We start from the raw sequence: 17509 nt of genomic DNA, 5'->3' as shown, positions 1-17509 counted from the left end.
AGGATTTTATTTTCGGTATTTTTTTTATGAATCTGGAGCGCGTCGATCTCAATTTATTAATTTATCTTGACGTACTTCTTCGTGAAAAAAATGTCACCCGTGCAGCAGAGCAATTGGGTGTCACTCAACCCGCGATGAGTAATATTTTACGTCGTTTACGTAATCTGTTTAACGACCCTTTACTTATTCGCTCTTCAGAGGGTATGACCCCAACTGAACGTGCATTAGAATTACAGCCACGTATTCGAGATGCGTTAGCTGATCTTTCAATGATCCTTGAGCCACGTACTGAATTCCGCCCTTATACCAGTAATCGTGTATTCCGGATTATGACATCCGATTATGCCGAGGCAACACTCGTTCCACGTCTGGTTAAGGCATTACGTTCAGAAGCACCAAATGTTGTCTTGGATTTCTTGACCCCAAGTGACGTGTCTTATCGTGATATGGAGCAAGGTAAAGTTGATTTAGCGATTAATCGCTTCAACGAAATTCCACAAAGTTTCCATCAGGTTTTGGTCTGGCGTGATAGCTTTAGCTGTATTTTAAATGATAAACACCCTGCAGTGACGCACCTCAATTTAAAAAGCTATTTAGATGCACAACATATTTGGGTATCTAAAACAGGTATGGGTGTTGGCTTTGGTGTCAATCCGGAAAAACAAGCTGGGTTAGGTTGGATTGATCAGGCTTTAGAGCGTATCGGTCAACGCCGTAAGATCTCTGTCTTTACTCGCCACTATCAAATGCCAGCGCTATTAGCTCAAAATGTAGATTTAATCGCGACCCTACCAACTCGTATGGCGCGTTTACAAACACAGAATCCTAGACTGGTTATAAAGGATCCTCCTTTCTATATTCCAGAATTTGAACTAAAAATGGCTTGGTGTCCGTTATTACATCATCATCCTGCACATCGTTGGCTCAGACAATTAATCCTGTTTGTCGCACGTCAAATGATTGAGGAAGAAAATCGTGAGTATTTGTTGAATAATGGCAATTCGCAATTACCACATAGTTTTTTCTAAACAGATACATTAACAAGATGAAATTTCAGCCATATCTCATGTGTGGCTGATTATTTTAATAATAATATCAATAAAAACTTATTTCTTTACTTATTGATAGATTATATTCTCTTACAGAATAAGCGAGTGAAATAATGCGTAACCAACAATTATTTGCATAAGCGAACTTATAGGCTGTGTCCTATCAACATAGGTGATGTATGGATATTTTCCAAAGCATGATGATTCTAGTCCTTCTAGTCGCATGTTCATTCTTTTTATCCTTATCTGAAATCGCGATTGCTGGATCACGAAAACTCAAACTCAAACTCATTGCCGAAAGCGGTGAGGAAAGAGCAAATAAAGTCATTGAGTTACAAGAAAACTCAGCAGACTTTTTTGCATCAACCCAAGTCGGTGTGAATGCTGTCGCGATCTTAGGGGGTATTGTCGGTGAATCATCATTACGTCCCTACTTCCAGAACTTAGCGACTGAGCTTTATCCAGGACCTTGGGCAGATACCATCGGCTTTAGCTTATCTTTTTTAACAGTTACTTCCTTATTTATCTTGTTTGCTGACTTAATGCCAAAACGCCTGGCCATGATCTTTCCAGAGAAATTAGCAATTAAAGTCATCAATCCAATTATTATCTTTATTAAAATATGCCGACCTTTAGCGTGGGTCATTAATATCATTGCCAATTCAATTTTTAGAATTTTTAAAATTGATACCAAACGTGATGATAGTATGACCTTTGATGATATTTCTGCCATCGTAAATGCAGGTGCCCAAGCTGGTGTCCTACAAAAACAAGAACATCATTTTATTGAAAATGTATTCGAGCTTGAAGAGCGTACCGTTCCATCAAGCATGACAGCACGAGAAAATATTGTTTATTTCACCTTGGATGAAGCTGAAAAAAGTATTCGTCAAAAACTGGCTGATCATCCTTATTCAAAATTCTTAGTGTGCAGCGAGCATATTGATCAAGTGATTGGCTATGTTGATGCAAAAGATATTCTGGTGCGTATTTTACATAACCAATCTTTTACACAACTCAATGAATCAATCATTCGTAATGTACTCATCATTCCAGATACGCTGACTTTGTCTGAATTGTTAGACCGTTTCCGCTCAACCAAAGAAAAGTTTGCAGTTGTAATCAATGAGTATGCACTGGTCGTCGGTGTGATCACACTCAGTGATATTATGATTACGGTTATGGGTGACTGGGTAACACCAATGGATGAAGAGCAGCAGATTATTAAGCGTGATAATCATTCTTGGCTGATTGATGGCAGTACACCAATTGAAGATGTGAAACACGCCTTAGCCATTGAAGAATTCCCAGATAATGAAAATTATGAAACGATTGCTGGTTTTATCATGTATCGTTTACGCAAAATTCCGCGCCCTGCCGATGCGGTTGAATATGCGGGTTTCAAATTTGAAGTTGTTGATATTGACCACTATAAAATTGACCAGTTACTGGTCACTCAAATCTTACCAACATTAGAAAATGATGCTCCAGCGCCACAAAACGATTGATTTTGATAATTAAAAAAAGCCCATAAATGGGCTTTTTTTATTTCACAACAAACCAAATCACGGCAGCGAATATCAATAGGATCAAAATAAAGACTTTAATCCCTCCACGACTACGCTGTGCCAATTGCTCTTGGATCTGTGCCTGTTCTTGTGGATGATCTTGAAGATACTGATCAATAAGATCTTTAGACTCTTTGAGACCTAAACCTGTTTTTTCTCGCGTGATCTTAATCGCATCAATCAACTGCCCTGCACGCAGCATATCTAAAGCTTCAGCAGGAATCGTCGGTGGTAGATTCATAAAATTAACAATCCTTGTTATTTTCTATTGGCAACCGCATTGACCAGAGCAAGATTTTAGAGTGGCTTAATTTCCACCATACAATGAAATCAGTTCATCCAGCACCGCTTGATAGTGGATAGCAATGTCTTCTGCTAAGATTTTATAAGCATTATCAAACTGAACCATTGGCCAGCCTTCTTTCCAGAATGGAAAGATATTATGTAAATCGTGCGTTACAGTTGCATCTTCACGACCAATTGCTTGTACAACCTGAGCCAAGACCTGTGCTGTTTCAGCGCCATCGATTGCAAGATAATCAATACCACGCACTTTTAAAATACGAATACGGTCTTTCTTGTAACGAATTTTTTTTGACTGGCCTGAGTTCAAGCCCAATGCCAATGTAACCGCTTCTACAAACTTTTCTTCAAAGCTCGCACCCAACACGACTAAAGCTTGTTTATGTGCTTCTTGACGCCCAGCTTTACCCCCATTACGGATAATCTCATTTGCTTCCGTATCCAGCTTATCTTTTTTCATAGACTGTAAAATGTCTAAAATTTCGATATCGCTTAAAGATTCAGGAGATTGCTCAATCATGGGAGTCCTAATACACAAAAATAAAAAAACATTGTCTCATAAAAGGCTATTTAAAACAGAATAAAAATTCAAAATGCTTGGCGATCTTCATTATTTTTATTTCGCTAATCCAACAAGCGATATGGTGGACAACACACTTTACTTGCTTATTTAGTTGCCAAATTACTTTTACCCTGATAATATTATTTTACCCAGATAAAAATATGTGATTAGAATGAATATTCAGACAACCTATACTGCATTCACTGGCAGTAACTTAATTGCAAGTGGCACCCCTACTGATCTTGCATTGCAACTTAAGCTGATTCCTTCAACAGTGGAAAACATCTTGTTTTTTAATGATCAAACTGGCCAACAAATAGATTTTGACTTGTCTGGTTCAGAACAAGAGATTCAGCAGCGTTATAGCGAACCTGAGCCAGCTAAAAGAGTCGGAAGACCTAAACTTGGTGTCATTTCTCGTGAGATTACCTTACAAAAAAAACATTGGGACTGGTTAGATCAACAGAGTACCAGTGCATCTGCAGTGATTCGTAAATTAATCGATAAAGAACTGAATGATCCAACCTCTGAGAGCAATATTATGCTCGCCAAGCAAGCCACTGACCGCTTTATGTCTGCCATGTTAGGCAATATGCCGAATTACGAAGAAGCAACACGTGCTTTATATCAAGGTGATCGAGACGTATTTTTGAAGATGATTCAAGATTATCCGAAAGATATAAAAGAATATTTAGCCTTAAAAACACGTCATATTTTTTAAATGCATTCTTTTTATCATTTGTTAAAATAACTTGCTCTACCCCACTTAGGCTGTAGAGCATTTTTATAGCCATTTCATGGCAATGTCAGTTTTTCCGTCATAAAAAAATGATATTCAAATAACGATATAAAAATTGGATAAGTAAGATGATCAAACCTAAGAATGAGAGTTTCCTTTATATTGGTCTATTTGTTTTACTCTGGGGAAGTGCTGCCATTTTTACCAAATGGGGGCTTCATCATGGTAACGCAATCCCTTTTCTGTTTTTCCGTTTTTTAATTGCTACAGCATTAATTTTATTCTTCTGTGTAATTTCAAAACAGCCTTTTTACCCGCAGAATACCTCTTTTAAATATGTCATCTTTACGGGTTGCTTTTTAATCACAGGCTATACACTGTTTTATTTTTTATCCCTTGAATTTGGAATTTCTCCAGGTCTCCTTTCCACCATCCTTGCATTACAGCCCATTCTGACTTTTTTTCTTACTGAGAAAAGTTTCTCCAAAGTTAAGCTTACTGGACTACTGCTTAGTTTTTTTGGCATTATTTGTTTGGTTTATAACAATATGTTTGTCAATAAATTATCGTTGTGGGCAACGCTTGCCTCCGTTATATGCTTAGCATGCATTACGACTGGTGTAATTCTACAAAGGAAAATTTCTGAAAAACCGTGGCATGTTTTACCACTACAATATGCAATTTCTTTGATTTTTATTCTCTTAATCATCCCTTTTCAATCATTTAGTTTCGAGATGAATTTAGACTTTTGGATTCCAGTCTTATATCAAGGCATCATTGTTTCCGTGATCGCCCAACTGATTTTTTATAAACTATTACAGTCAGGAAATCTGGTGAATACAACAAGCCTATTCTATCTTGTTCCCCTTGTGACTTTAATACTCGACTTCATAATTTTTAATACCCAACTTTCTACTTTTGACTATATTGGAATTGCAGCGATCTTGAGTGGGGTTTATTTAGTGTATAGAAAAGCTACCAAAACAAATCGTTCTCAGGCCTTGGAACATACGAAAGATACCTTATAGTACTAGTCGAGAAGAGTACCGCAATACTTCATTTCAAATCACAAATGAAGATGACAAGATCAAAGACATTACTGATCTTAATAAACCTATTTAATACACCAATATCATCATTGTTTTTAAAATAAAAAACCCGCTTACGCGGGTTTTTACAAAATCAATTCAGCTGATTAAAGACGAACCAATTCCACCACTTTTTCAGCAGCTTCTTCAACCGTTTCAGCAGTAATCTCGGTATCTGTACCTTCAACAGCCGTTGTGATAACCACAACACCTGTTTCACGTAATAATACAATTTGCTCAGCAGTTAAATCTGCTTTCGCAATTGCAACTACACCTTGCTGGATCAATAAGCTTTCTAAAACTTGCGCTTTCTCGATCAACAATGCAGAAACAGCAATCACAGCAGGCTTCTGACCTAAACGAGCTGCACGATCTTCCGCAGTCACAGGATTGCTATGTGCAGTCCATTCAACCGCAGCCTCGACCATCCCTGCTCCCACGGTAACGTTGCTTAGACGATCAATAAAGATAAATGAACCTGTGTAACGGCTGTCTTGATATTGATCAAACACTACTGGCGCATCAAACTCAACTACAACATCTGCAATTGCATTCAACTCAAGTTCTTCAACTTGCGTATGTTCCAACGTGTTCACATTGACACGGAAATTAATTGCAGTGACTTTAGCTGGAACAGTTTGAGTCCCAATTTTTACGTTGTACAGTTTGCCTTTTACCAGTGGATGCTCATTCATCCAGACCACTGATGCACGTACACTACGTGAAATCAAAGGTTGCTCGCCTGCACGGACTAAAACGTTACCACGAGAAATATCAATTTCATCGTTTAAAGTTAAAGTGACAGCTTGACCTGCAACGGCCTGCTCTAGGTTGCCATCAAAAGTTACGATTTCTTTAACTGTTGATTTTTTACCAGATGGCAAGGCAATAATTTCATCACCAACATTCACTTGACCAAGCGCAATCGTACCTGCGAAACCACGGAAATCGAGGTTTGGACGATTCACATATTGAACAGGGAAACGGAATTCACGCTTATTTGATTCACGTTTAATTTCCACTGATTCAAGAAGGCTCATCAAGGTTTGACCCTTGTACCATGGCGTACTTGCAGATGGATTAACAACGTTGTCGCCATTCAATGCCGAGATCGGTACGAACACAATATTTTCAGGACGACGATCACCAAGTTGACTCACGAAGGCATCATATTCAACTTGGATTTCATTGAAACGTGCTTCCGAGAACTCAACCAAGTCCATCTTGTTAATCGCAACAACGATATTTTTAATACCCAATAGACTTGCGATAAATGAATGGCGACGAGTTTGGGTTTGCACACCATAACGTGCGTCGATCAAGATAATCGCAAGATCGGCAGTGGATGCACCCGTCGCCATGTTACGCGTGTATTGTTCATGTCCAGGCGTATCCGCAATGATGAACTTACGCTTTTCTGTTGAGAAATAGCGATAAGCAACGTCAATCGTAATGCCCTGCTCACGTTCAGCCTGTAAGCCATCAACCAGTAAAGCAAGATCAGGTGCATCACCTGTAGTACCCACTTTCTTACTGTCACGAGTCACCGCTTGCAATTGATCTTCATAAATCAATTTTGAATCATAAAGTAAGCGACCAATTAAGGTACTTTTACCATCATCGACGTTACCGCACGTTAAAAAGCGCAATAAATCTTTTTGTTCATGCTGTTTTAAATATCCCAAGATGTCTTGGCTAATAAGATCTGATTGATGAGACATTGCTCAAAACTCCACATATTCTTTAGAAATCAGTTTTAATCTCCCTAAATCCCTCTTTAAAAAGAGGGACTTGCTTAAGGAAATTAGAAATAACCTTCCTGCTTTTTCTTTTCCATCGAGCCAGCTTCATCATGGTCAATCATACGACCCTGACGCTCTGAGCTTGTTGCTAAAAGCATTTCTTGGATAATTTCAGGCAAGGTATCTGCTTCAGACTCAACTGCCCCTGTTAACGGGTAACAACCAAGTGTACGGAAACGTACCGATTTCATTTGTGGAACTTCACCTTCTTTTAAGCGCATACGTTCATCATCCACCATGATCAACGTACCACTACGTTCAACCACAGGTCGAACTGCTGAGAAATAGAGCGGAACAAGTTGAATATTTTCCAAATAGATATATTGCCAAATGTCTAATTCAGTCCAGTTCGACAATGGGAATACACGAATACTTTCGCCTTTGTTCACTTTACCGTTATAAAGATTCCAAAGTTCTGGGCGTTGGTTCTTAGGGTCCCAACGATGTTTATTATCACGGAATGAATACACACGCTCTTTGGCACGCGACTTTTCTTCGTCACGGCGCGCGCCACCAAAGGCAGCATCGAACTGATACTTATCCAAAGCTTGTTTTAAACCTTGGGTTTTCATAATGTCAGTATATTTTGAACTGCCGTGATCAAACGGATTAATTCCAGCATCACGACCTTCTACATTTTGATGTACGATCAGATCGAAGCCATGGGTTTTTGCCATGTTGTCACGGAAAGCAATCATATCTTTAAATTTCCAACCCGTATCGACATGCAGTAGCGGGAATGGGAGTTTCGCTGGATAGAATGCTTTTAATGCCAAATGCAACATTACTGCTGAATCTTTACCAATCGAGTAAAGCATCACAGGATTTTCAAATTCAGCTGCAACTTCACGAATAATATGAATACTTTCTGCCTCAAGTTGCTTGAGGTGAGTCAATCTATTTTCAGTCATGTACAATTTCCTCCTTATCCATGCTATCCATAAAATCTATAAGCGGTATTAAACCACCACTTTGAAGACTGTGTGGAGGAACGAGTGCCATAACAACTCCAATTTTTCATGATATCGATATTCTTACTTGCAGTAGAATGTGCTGCTGAGTAAAGGTTATTCATTATAATAATTTAGATTCAGTTCTTTAGCTTGTTTTTTCATATCAATATGCAAAATTATGATATGAAAATAAGATTCAGGAATAACAATACATTTATTTTCACATGAATAAAATTAAAAAAAGAAGCCTAAAAAGACTTCTTTTTACTAGAAAGCATTTAACTTAGAAGCGGAACATATTGCGTTCTAATGGGATCTCAACCCCCACTGAAACACCGCCATCACTTCCATTTAAATCAGAGTCACTGACCCAACCATTCACTTTTAATGGAATTGTTGGTTTTAAATAATGCGTCCAAGTTAAATCAAGACCTTTTACGGTATCTTGTTTTGGAAATGCTGCATTAACTACCAAGTCAGATTGATTCACTTTGGCATAAATCACACGTCCATTTAAACGATTCATCACATCAAAACGAATATCGCCACCCACAGAATACATCTGACCATCACCACCTATTGCGTGCCCCAAAGGGAAACCATGTTGGTAATAACCATCTTTATAAATATGATGGCTATAAGAAATACTCTTTACCTCACCATTGGTGCGGGTATCAGCCCATTCTGCATAAAGTTGGTAAGGCATATTTTTATAAGCTGATGAAAAATCGATACCTGCCAAATACAATTTTTTAGCTGGTAACATACCTGCCTCATCTTCACCAACATATTGTCCGTAAATACCAATAGGTGCTTGTAATAATTTTTGTGTATTTAAGCGGAAATCAAATCCTGCTATCTGATTTGATTTATCATCATCGGCAGAATTAAAATTATCATTACCTTTTATAGCATTCCACAATGAATTAAGGCTCTCTGGACGTCCCTCTCCCCCCCATTGCAATATCCGTGAAGCACCTAGCTCAAGATAAGGCAAAGGCTGCGCAGTTACACGCAAACCAATCAATTTTGCATCTGGCACCGCTTTATAGTCATCTAGTTGCCCAGCAAAAGCTTGATATTGCCAAGGACCAATCCAAGAGAGCCATTTTGTTTCAAATGCATTTTGCACTGCACGTTGTGCGGTCACACCATAGACTGGACGACTTGCATCACCACGGATCAAACTGCCGTCATGCCCAGGTCCCCAATAGGTAGGAATCTGACCTGCAATCACCCACTGATTCCAAAGCTTGCCTGCAATATATGAACCTTCAACATTTGCATCATGCCCATTATCAATCAATGGATCTTTTTCGCCATTCACACGCAGTTTGGCATCCCAATTTTCGCCCCCTGCATTCAACTCAACTGCAGCTTGGTATTGAGATTTCTGATTATCACCAAATGCTTGAGGAACAGTTTTTAGATCTGTTCCAGCATGCAAGCCAACTTTCACAGTTGCATTGTCTGCTTGTAAGGCATTTACAATAGAATTCACAACTTTTTGCTGCGTATTATTACTAATCTTTGCTTGAGACAATGCACGTTGAATTTCATCACCGCTCATTGGCCAAGTTGAAGTACTGATCTGAATCACGCCTTGTTGGTTGAGCCAATTCAGATCAGTTCTTAAATTTTCATCATTGAGCACAAGACCCTGTGCAAATACTGGGAAAGAAAGAGAAGCGAATAATGCGATATAAAGCGATTTTTTTAAAAACATATCCAAACTGTTCTCAAATTTATTTATGGTCACATGATCGTTGGTTTATGAGTAGTTTTCAATCGTCAAACGAAACAATTACATTTTTTAACATGCACGATAAATTGACAATAATTGATGCCAGTCATTAACATTTAATTCATCGACAACACCACTGAAATCAAATAATGAAAGAAATTATTGCGATATTTATCATGATGGCAATTTCCATCCCTGCTTTTGCTCAACCTGCATCAAAAGAATCTGTCAAAGAATTATTAAAGATTACCAAGTCAGAACAACTTCTTGGCCAAAGAAGCCAGCAGATAAATACTCTGATGCATTCAAGTATAGAAAAAATCACTCAAGGGAGAAAATTAACAACCAAACAGGAGCTTGCTGTTGTTAACTACACTCAGGAACTCAGCAAAATTATGCAAGAAGAATTAATCTGGGCAAAATTAGAACCTGAAATGATTAAAATCTATGCTGAAGAGTTTAACCAAGAAGAAATCGACGGTATGATTAAATTTTATAAAACGCCTGTAGGGCAATCGACTATTGATAAAATGCCAATTGTCATGCAAAAAAGTATGCAAGTGGGTTACAAACGAATGGATGCCATTACACCTAAAATTATGCAAGCTGCTGATAAATTAGAAAAAGATATGCAAGCAGAATAATCAGTCAACATAAAAAAGCCACTTTTAAAGTGGCTTTTTTTATTAATCAAAGAATTAATCTTTACGGCGCATATGAGGGAATAACAATACATCACGAATACTTGCTGCATTCGCGAATAGCATCACCAAACGATCAATACCGATGCCCTGACCTGCTGTCGGTGGTAAACCGTATTCCAACGCTTCGATAAAGTCAGCGTCGTAATGCATTGCTTCATCATCACCGGCATCTTTTTCAGCAACCTGTGCTTGGAAACGCTCAGCCTGATCAATCGGGTCATTTAACTCAGAGAAACCATTTGCCAACTCACGACCACCGATAAAGAACTCGAAACGATCGGTAATATGTGGATTATCATCATTACGACGAGCAAGTGGTGAAGTTTCAGCTGGATATTCAGTAATGAACGTCGGCTGACGCAGTTTAGTTTCTACGGTTTCTTCAAATACGATGGTTTGTAATTTGCCTAAACCAAAACCAGGTTTCACCTGCTCTTTTAAAACGTCTTTGGTAAATTTCGCCAAGAATTCGCGATCATTGACATTTTCAGGTGTGAAGTCTGGATTATTCTCAAGAATTGCATCAAACATTGAGATTTTCTTGAACGGGCCTTTGAAGCTATAGACTTCGTCACCATAAGGCACATCAGTAGAACCCAAGATATCAACTGCCAATTTTTCAAGCATGTTTTCAGTCAATACCATCAAGTCTTTATAATCTGCATAGGCTTGATAGAACTCAATCATAGTGAATTCAGGGTTGTGACGTGTTGAAACCCCTTCATTGCGGAAGTTACGGTTGATTTCAAATACACGCTCAAAACCACCCACCACAAGACGTTTTAAGTAGAGTTCCGGAGCAACACGTAAATACAGTTCCATGTCCAAAGCATTGTGATGCGTTACGAATGGCTTCGCAGATGCACCACCAGGAATCACATGCATCATTGGTGTTTCAACTTCCATGAAACGCTCGTTGGTCAAGAAAGCACGAATACCTGCAACCACTTGGGCACGAATTTCAAAGGTCTTACGTGTTTCTTCATTTACGATCAAATCTAAATAACGTTTACGATATTTAGCTTCTGTATCCGTTAAACCATGGAATTTATCTGGAAGTGGACGAAGTGATTTGGTCAGTAATTCAAAACCTTCAAGGTGTACATATAAATCACCCTTACCCGAACGTCCAATATAACCTTCAGCAGCGATGATATCGCCAAGGTCTAAACTTTTAATGGTTTCTAAAATATCAGCTGGCAAACCTTTACGGTCAACATAAAGTTGGATACGACCTGTCATATCTTGGATCACCATAAATGATCCACGGTTCAACATCACTCGGCCAGCAACTTTTACATAAACTTTTTCAGCGCCTTCTATTTGCGCCTTATCTTGATCTTTAAACTGTTCTTGCAAATCAGCTGCATAGTGCTCACGTTTAAACGTGTTTGGCCACGGGCTCTTACCCGTTTGTTTTGCAGTCTCTTGAATTTGCTTTAATTTGGCATGACGCTGTGCGATTAAATCGTTTTCGGAAAGTGTTTGTTCAGAAGTCGATTGAGCGTTTTGTTGCGTCATCTCTGCCTCGATTAAGTAAAAAATGAAGTGACATAGAATAGCAGATCACAACTCATTTTCGTATTGTTTCAACCAGACAATTCAAAAAAATCAAGATTGATCCATTTTTGAATCGAGATAACGCAGCAATTGTCCACTAAAGAATCGATCCGCAATAGCTTATTTCTCAGCTAAATGCTTCACCATAGCAAGTCCCTGATCGAAGCCTTTATTCATAAACTCTACATGCTCTGGTTGAATATCGACCTCCACATGTAATTGCGTTTCACCATTAAAATCAAACAGCATATATTTTTCCAAAGCACCTGCCCAAGACTTTACAGCCTCACTTTCTAGATCCTCCTTGCCGTTCTCAATCATCCCAAGATGCTTAAAAACAATCTCTTTGGGTTCATCTATGCTTTCAATGGTAGAGATCATGCCATTGCCTTTGCCATCTCCGAAATAGGTTTTACCACCCACTTTCCAATCCGTGGTCATAGTCGAATCGCAGGCAAAGAATTTTGTCCATGCTTGATAGCTTTCTGGTGTCCACAGAACTTCCCAAACTTTCTCAGGGGTTGCATAAATTTTTATATTATAAGATAAGGTTTCCATGTTTTATTCTCCTTGATCATTGTTTTCATCATCATATCTTGATTCTGAATGTTTGTTTTTTATACACACTATATTTATACATTTCGGCTTTTTTTAATTGTATAAGCGTTATATTTTTACAAAAAATTAGAGTAATTGCTCAAATAACAATACTTTCAGATAGAATTGCCATATCACTTTTTGAATAAATGATTAAACTCTTGCATTTACTTTACTTAAATGTCGTTCTGCGTAAAAATCTAACTCCCGATTAGCATAAGTTAGTTCCTATTGCAGCGATCATAGCGACATTACGGAATAGTTTTACTGAAAGGCAACTTGAACATACCTATCAGTTTGGAGAGTCACATGAAAAAATATCAATGTATCGTTTGTGGTTGGATTTACGACGAAGCAGAAGGTTGGCCACAAGACGGCATTGCAGCAGGGACCAAATGGGAAGACATCCCAGATGATTGGACTTGCCCAGATTGCGGCGTTTCAAAAGCTGATTTTGAAATGATTGAAATCTAAATAGATCGAGAAGGCCGTGACAATGATCATGGTCTTTTTTTTGCTATTGTTTGTTTTTAAATAAGAAAATACTGGAGAATAGAATGCATCCTATCGTTATCATCGGATCGGGCATGGCAGGTTACACCGTAGCACGAGAGTTTCGTAAACTAAGTCCTGAACAGGAACTGGTTATGATCTGTGCAGATGATGCGGTAAATTATGCAAAACCAACATTATCTAATGCCTTTGCAGGGAATAAAGCACCAGAACAAATCGCTTTAGGCGATGCGACAAAGATGGCAACTCAATTGAATATGCGCATTGATGCAGACACATGGGTGAAAGCAATCAATGCCGAAAGCCATGAGCTTACATTAGAAAAAAATGGGCAGACAATTACTCAACCTTATTCAAAGTTAGTATTGGCTGTCGGTGCAAACCCTATCCGTTTAGCGATTGCTGGTGATGGTAGTGATGACATTCATGTCGTGAACTCATTGGTCGACTATCGTATCTTCCGTGAAAATCTTGCCAAGCGTAAAGACAAACGCGTGGTTATTCTTGGTGCAGGTCTGATTGGCTGTGAATTTGCCAATGACTTATTGCATAGCCAATATGACGTTACTGTGATTGACTTAGCCCCTCAGCCACTCGGTCGCTTATTGCCAAACCATGTCGCTGAAGCCTTTAAGACTAATTTAGAACAAGCAGGCATTAAATTTGCACTATCTACCACCGTGGAAAAAGTAACCAAGATTAATAATGGTGAAGACTACGAAGTCACCTTAGCCAATGGTAAAACACTGGTCGCTGATATTGTGCTTTCTGCAATTGGCTTACAACCGAATATCTCTTTAGCAAAAGCAGCAGACATTCAAACCAGTCGTGGCATTATTACCAACACCCTTTTAGAAACCAATCAAGCTGATATCTATGCCGTCGGTGACTGCGCAGAAGTGAATGGCACTTTATTGCCATATGTGATGCCAATTATGCAGCAAGCACGCGCTTTAGCAAAAACGCTCAGTGGTCAAAGCACAGCGGTACACTACCCTGCTATGCCAGTTGCAGTAAAAACACCTGCTGCGCCATTGACGGTTTTACCTGCACCGCTTAATGTGGATGTGAACTGGGAAACTGAAGAGTTTGATGACGGTATGCTTGCCAAAGCGGCTGATGGTGAAGGAACCTTGAGAGGTTTTGTACTGTTAGGCGCAACTGCAGGAAAACAACGTTTAACGCTCACCAAGCTGGTTCCAGACTTGATTCCAGCGCAAGTTTAAGGTTTAAATACGAGAGTTTGTTGAGAAAAGAATTTCCTCCAAACTCTCTACGCAATAAGAAGAATTCAATTTGGAACGAAGATCATGAACAGTGCCCTCCAATTTAACGTGTCACCATATGCTTCTTTTATGCAGGAAACCAAAGTTACTTTGGGCAATGGCATTGAACTACATGTTGAAATGGGCGGGAATCCTGAGCATCCAACCATCTTATTGATCATGGGTTTAGGTGCACAAATGCTGTTTTGGCCTGATTTTTTCTGTAAGGCATTAATCGATCAAGGTTTCCGTGTAGTTCGTTTTGATAATCGTGATATTGGTTTATCTTCAAAAATTCGTAATAAAGGCAAACGGCTCAATACCATGAAACTAATGAGCCGCTTCATGTTCGGTCTTCGCAATGAAGGTGCGCCTTATACCTTATATGATATGGCCGATGACGTGGCGATGCTGATTGATCAATTAGGTATTGAGAAAGCCTATATTATTGGTGCCTCAATGGGCGGAATGATTTCACAGATTGTTGCTGCGAAATATCCAGAAAAAGTAGAAAAAATTGGTTTGCTATTTACGAGTAATAATCAACCGTTTTTACCTCCGCCTTTTCCAAAGCAGCTTTTCAGTTTATTAGGTAAACCTGAAGGGCATGATGAAGAAACAATTATTAATCACAGTTTAAATGTTTTCCGTATTATCGGTTCGCCTGGTTATGTCAATCCAGTCGAGTCAATTCAAACCATTCGCAAATTATATCGACGTAGTTTTTATCCAGCGGGTGTACTTCAACAATTTTTAGCAATATTATGTACAGGTTCTTTGTTACCATTGAACAAGACGATTACTCAGCCGACTTTGGTTGTACACGGTTCAAAAGATCGCCTGTTACCACCGAGTCACGGGAAAGCTGTTGCAAAAGCAATTTCTGGTGCTAAGTTTGAATTAATTCAAGGAATGGGGCATGATATTCCTGCACATTTCATTCCACAACTTAGTGGTTTGTTCGCTCACCACTTTAGATCATCACACTAGGACTCTATGGCTGCATTACCCTCATTAAGACAGCTATCATATTTAGTTACGTTGTCAGAAACTTTACATTTTACTGAAGCAGCGCGTCGTTCCTTTGTCACCCAGTCAACATTGTCTGGTGGCATCATGGAATTAGAGCGTTTATTAGGTGGCGTCTTAGTTGAGCGTGATCGTCAAAACGTCCGTTTAACCCCATTAGGTGAGCAAGTGGTGGCGCGAGCACGAGTGTTGCTTGCTGATGCACAAGACCTGATGCGTTTAAGTCGAGAGATGAGTGAACCATTAACAGGTGATTTACATCTCGGTATTATTCCAACAATTGCACCTTTCATTCTAACTCAACTCTTAGATGAAGTTCATCAGCAATTGCCAAAAATCCAACTACATTTACATGAAGCGCAAAGTGAAAAGATTGTAGAGAAGTTGGAACATGGTAATTTAGACATGATTGTACTTGCGCTTCCGTTTGATACGCGCAGTTTAAAAGTTTCAGAAATTGCCAAAGAGAACCTCTTCCTTGTTTATAACAAGAAAGATACCAATGCTGCCAATGCCAACTCATTAGATGATTTAGATTTATCTCGTTTAATGTTACTCGAGGAAGGACATTGCTTACGTGACCATGCTTTAAGTGCCTGCCCTGTGGGTGAGCGTAAAAATGATCATCGTTTAAAAGCAAGCTCATTACCAACGCTGGTTGAAATGGTATCGTCTGATTTAGGCTTTACCCTTTTACCTGAGATCGCGCTTAAAAATAGCATGATTCATTTCAATGAAGATATTGATGTAAAAGCAATTGAAGCTGCACCAAGCCGTACACTGGCTTTAGTGACCCGTAAAAGCACACCATTACAAAGTGAGTTTGATGTGATCTTGCAAATTCTGCAAAAAATCACGGCTCATTTATCGTAATAAAAAAAGCCTGTAATTCAGATCGAATTACAGGCTTTTTCAATGCAATTAAAATAATTATTAAATATCTAAATATCCAATAAATTCACTTGTTCAACTTGTACATCACTCATACGTAGTCCTTGGTCAAGTAATTCATCGAAATATGATTCCACCACTTTGGCTTGATCAGCCGTATTTTCAACTTTATACATATTCTGACGAAACTCATTACTTGAACGTAAGCCTTTGGTATACCAAGCAATATGTTTACGGGCAATACGACAGCCTGAGTATTCACCATAAAAATCATATAACTCAGCCAGATGCCCCAATAATACGGCTTTAACTTCAGCAATATCAGGCGCAGCGAGATGCTCACCCGTTTTTAAGTAATGCGCAATTTCTCGGAATATCCAAGGTCGGCCTTGGGCTGCACGCCCAATCATAATGGCATCTGCACCCGTATAATCCAGTACATATTTGGCTTTTTCGGGACTATCAATATCACCGTTGGCAATCAATGGGATATCAATCAATTCTTTAACCTGCTTAATCAACTCATAACGTGCAGTATTCAAATACATGTCTTCACGGGTACGACCATGCAAAGCTAAGGCTGCAATTCCAGATTCTTCGGCGCGTTTAGCCACACGTAAAATATTCTCATGGCCATTTAAAAAACCTAGTCGGGTTTTTAAAGTGACCGGTACATCTACTGCGGAAACGACAGCATCGAGAATACGCGCCACAAGATCTTCGTCTTGTAATAAAGCTGAACCCGCGAGTTTGTTACATACTTTTTTAGCTGGGCAACCCATATTGATATCAACAATCTGCGCACCATTTGCCACTTGATAGCGTGCAGCTTCTGCCAGTTGCTCAGGATCAGAACCTGCGATTTGAGCAGAGATTGGTGCAAGCTCACCATCAAAATTGGCCCGATATAAGCTCTTTTTGCTCATACGAAGTGTCTTATCAGCAGTCATCATTTCACTGACTGCATGCCCAGCACCAAAGTATTTGCACAGTGTTCTAAAAGGACGGTCAGTAACGCCTGCCATCGGAGCAACGATCAAATTATTTGACAGTTGATATGAACCAATATACATATATTTTCTTACAATTTCTGATCAACATAGTATACTTCATTCGCCCGTTCGGCTCATCTTTTTGTGCGG

General features: G+C 39.0%; 17 protein-coding genes. 9 read left to right on the top strand and 8 right to left on the bottom strand.

Going from position 1 to position 17509, the window contains the following annotated elements; translation table 11 throughout:
* Positions 1-26: 26 nt before the first annotated feature.
* Together F3J02_RS10280 and F3J02_RS10275 are read left to right on the top strand one after the other, a co-directional pair.
* The gene (locus tag F3J02_RS10280; protein WP_004808464.1) at positions 27-1028 is read left to right on the top strand and encodes a LysR family transcriptional regulator; all 1002 of its coding nucleotides are present in this window, start codon (positions 27-29) and stop codon (positions 1026-1028) included.
* Between the two features lie 200 nt (positions 1029-1228).
* Positions 1229-2557 (top strand): hemolysin family protein, encoded by a 1329-nt coding sequence (locus F3J02_RS10275; protein ID WP_167249015.1) that lies wholly within the window; start codon positions 1229-1231, stop codon positions 2555-2557.
* A gap of 37 nt (positions 2558-2594) precedes the next feature.
* Here the strand turns inward: F3J02_RS10275 and F3J02_RS10270 are convergent, their stop codons facing one another.
* Together F3J02_RS10270 and F3J02_RS10265 are read right to left on the bottom strand one after the other, a co-directional pair.
* Entirely contained in the window at positions 2595-2858 is a 264-nt protein-coding gene (locus tag F3J02_RS10270; protein WP_167249013.1) for a ribosomal protein L7/L12, read from the bottom strand.
* Between the two features lie 66 nt (positions 2859-2924).
* On the bottom strand, positions 2925-3440 hold the full coding sequence (locus tag F3J02_RS10265) for a hypothetical protein (protein WP_167249011.1): 516 nt from the start codon (positions 3438-3440) through the stop codon (positions 2925-2927).
* Positions 3441-3654: 214 nt separating this feature from the next.
* Here F3J02_RS10265 and F3J02_RS10260 point away from each other — a divergent pair, with 214 nt between their 5' ends.
* Together F3J02_RS10260 and F3J02_RS10255 are read left to right on the top strand one after the other, a co-directional pair.
* Entirely contained in the window at positions 3655-4203 is a 549-nt protein-coding gene (locus F3J02_RS10260; protein WP_171526092.1) for a DUF2239 family protein, read from the top strand.
* 146 nt (positions 4204-4349) lie between these two features.
* A complete protein-coding gene (locus tag F3J02_RS10255) occupies positions 4350-5249 on the top strand; it encodes a DMT family transporter (protein WP_167249007.1) in 900 nt (299 codons plus the stop codon).
* Between the two features lie 167 nt (positions 5250-5416).
* Here the strand turns inward: F3J02_RS10255 and cysN are convergent, their stop codons facing one another.
* From cysN to F3J02_RS10240, 3 genes are all read right to left on the bottom strand, one after another.
* Positions 5417-7030: a sulfate adenylyltransferase subunit CysN gene (cysN, locus tag F3J02_RS10250; RefSeq protein ID WP_167249005.1), complete on the bottom strand. Its 1614-nt coding sequence runs from the start codon at positions 7028-7030 to the stop codon at positions 5417-5419.
* 83 nt (positions 7031-7113) lie between these two features.
* A complete protein-coding gene (gene cysD, locus F3J02_RS10245) occupies positions 7114-8022 on the bottom strand; it encodes a sulfate adenylyltransferase subunit CysD (RefSeq protein WP_167249003.1) in 909 nt (302 codons plus the stop codon).
* Positions 8023-8347: 325 nt separating this feature from the next.
* The gene (locus tag F3J02_RS10240) at positions 8348-9790 is read right to left on the bottom strand and encodes a capsule assembly Wzi family protein (RefSeq protein WP_167249001.1); all 1443 of its coding nucleotides are present in this window, start codon (positions 9788-9790) and stop codon (positions 8348-8350) included.
* A 167-nt stretch (positions 9791-9957) separates the two neighbouring features.
* On the opposite strand from F3J02_RS10240, the gene F3J02_RS10235 reads away from it, so the two are divergent.
* Positions 9958-10452, top strand: a complete 495-nt coding sequence (locus F3J02_RS10235) for a DUF2059 domain-containing protein (protein WP_167248999.1) — start codon at positions 9958-9960, stop codon at positions 10450-10452.
* Between the two features lie 54 nt (positions 10453-10506).
* Here the strand turns inward: F3J02_RS10235 and lysS are convergent, their stop codons facing one another.
* Positions 10507-12033, bottom strand: a complete 1527-nt coding sequence (gene lysS, locus F3J02_RS10230; RefSeq protein WP_005183758.1) for a lysine--tRNA ligase — start codon at positions 12031-12033, stop codon at positions 10507-10509.
* Positions 12034-12192: 159 nt separating this feature from the next.
* Entirely contained in the window at positions 12193-12630 is a 438-nt protein-coding gene (locus tag F3J02_RS10225; protein ID WP_167248997.1) for an SRPBCC family protein, read from the bottom strand.
* 348 nt (positions 12631-12978) lie between these two features.
* Here F3J02_RS10225 and rubA point away from each other — a divergent pair, with 348 nt between their 5' ends.
* From rubA to oxyR, 4 genes are all read left to right on the top strand, one after another.
* Positions 12979-13143, top strand: coding sequence for a rubredoxin RubA (gene rubA, locus F3J02_RS10220; RefSeq protein WP_000760495.1), 165 nt, complete (start codon positions 12979-12981; stop codon positions 13141-13143).
* Between the two features lie 83 nt (positions 13144-13226).
* Positions 13227-14408: a rubredoxin reductase RubB gene (rubB, locus tag F3J02_RS10215; RefSeq protein ID WP_167248994.1), complete on the top strand. Its 1182-nt coding sequence runs from the start codon at positions 13227-13229 to the stop codon at positions 14406-14408.
* A gap of 84 nt (positions 14409-14492) precedes the next feature.
* Positions 14493-15437, top strand: coding sequence for an esterase EstB (gene estB / locus F3J02_RS10210; RefSeq protein ID WP_167248992.1), 945 nt, complete (start codon positions 14493-14495; stop codon positions 15435-15437).
* 6 nt (positions 15438-15443) lie between these two features.
* Positions 15444-16349 carry a LysR family transcriptional regulator OxyR gene (gene oxyR, locus F3J02_RS10205; RefSeq protein WP_167248990.1) on the top strand — a complete coding sequence of 302 codons (906 nt, stop codon included), beginning with the start codon at positions 15444-15446 and terminating at the stop codon, positions 16347-16349.
* Between the two features lie 68 nt (positions 16350-16417).
* Here oxyR and dusB read toward each other — a convergent pair whose 3' ends face one another.
* Positions 16418-17440: a tRNA dihydrouridine synthase DusB gene (dusB, locus tag F3J02_RS10200; protein WP_005202464.1), complete on the bottom strand. Its 1023-nt coding sequence runs from the start codon at positions 17438-17440 to the stop codon at positions 16418-16420.
* Between the last annotated feature and the right edge of the window lie 69 nt (positions 17441-17509).

It is taken from the genome of Acinetobacter sp. Tr-809, from assembly GCF_011753255.1.
Lineage (GTDB): Bacteria > Pseudomonadota > Gammaproteobacteria > Pseudomonadales > Moraxellaceae > Acinetobacter.
This window is presented reverse-complemented; position numbering and strand designations above follow the sequence as displayed.

What these genes read in the sequence shown, in the direction of transcription:
- F3J02_RS10280 (WP_004808464.1), top strand. Translation starts at nt 27, where the DNA reads ATGAATCTGGAGCGCGTCGATCTCAATTTATTAATTTATCTTGACGTA.
- F3J02_RS10275 (WP_167249015.1), top strand. Translation starts at nt 1,229, where the DNA reads ATGGATATTTTCCAAAGCATGATGATTCTAGTCCTTCTAGTCGCATGT.
- F3J02_RS10270 (WP_167249013.1), bottom strand. Translation starts at nt 2,858, where the DNA reads ATGAATCTACCACCGACGATTCCTGCTGAAGCTTTAGATATGCTGCGT.
- F3J02_RS10265 (WP_167249011.1), bottom strand. Translation starts at nt 3,440, where the DNA reads ATGATTGAGCAATCTCCTGAATCTTTAAGCGATATCGAAATTTTAGAC.
- F3J02_RS10260 (WP_171526092.1), top strand. Translation starts at nt 3,655, where the DNA reads ATGAATATTCAGACAACCTATACTGCATTCACTGGCAGTAACTTAATT.
- F3J02_RS10255 (WP_167249007.1), top strand. Translation starts at nt 4,350, where the DNA reads ATGATCAAACCTAAGAATGAGAGTTTCCTTTATATTGGTCTATTTGTT.
- cysN (WP_167249005.1), bottom strand. Translation starts at nt 7,030, where the DNA reads ATGTCTCATCAATCAGATCTTATTAGCCAAGACATCTTGGGATATTTA.
- cysD (WP_167249003.1), bottom strand. Translation starts at nt 8,022, where the DNA reads ATGACTGAAAATAGATTGACTCACCTCAAGCAACTTGAGGCAGAAAGT.
- F3J02_RS10240 (WP_167249001.1), bottom strand. Translation starts at nt 9,790, where the DNA reads ATGTTTTTAAAAAAATCGCTTTATATCGCATTATTCGCTTCTCTTTCT.
- F3J02_RS10235 (WP_167248999.1), top strand. Translation starts at nt 9,958, where the DNA reads ATGAAAGAAATTATTGCGATATTTATCATGATGGCAATTTCCATCCCT.
- lysS (WP_005183758.1), bottom strand. Translation starts at nt 12,033, where the DNA reads ATGACGCAACAAAACGCTCAATCGACTTCTGAACAAACACTTTCCGAA.
- F3J02_RS10225 (WP_167248997.1), bottom strand. Translation starts at nt 12,630, where the DNA reads ATGGAAACCTTATCTTATAATATAAAAATTTATGCAACCCCTGAGAAA.
- rubA (WP_000760495.1), top strand. Translation starts at nt 12,979, where the DNA reads ATGAAAAAATATCAATGTATCGTTTGTGGTTGGATTTACGACGAAGCA.
- rubB (WP_167248994.1), top strand. Translation starts at nt 13,227, where the DNA reads ATGCATCCTATCGTTATCATCGGATCGGGCATGGCAGGTTACACCGTA.
- estB (WP_167248992.1), top strand. Translation starts at nt 14,493, where the DNA reads ATGAACAGTGCCCTCCAATTTAACGTGTCACCATATGCTTCTTTTATG.
- oxyR (WP_167248990.1), top strand. Translation starts at nt 15,444, where the DNA reads ATGGCTGCATTACCCTCATTAAGACAGCTATCATATTTAGTTACGTTG.
- dusB (WP_005202464.1), bottom strand. Translation starts at nt 17,440, where the DNA reads ATGTATATTGGTTCATATCAACTGTCAAATAATTTGATCGTTGCTCCG.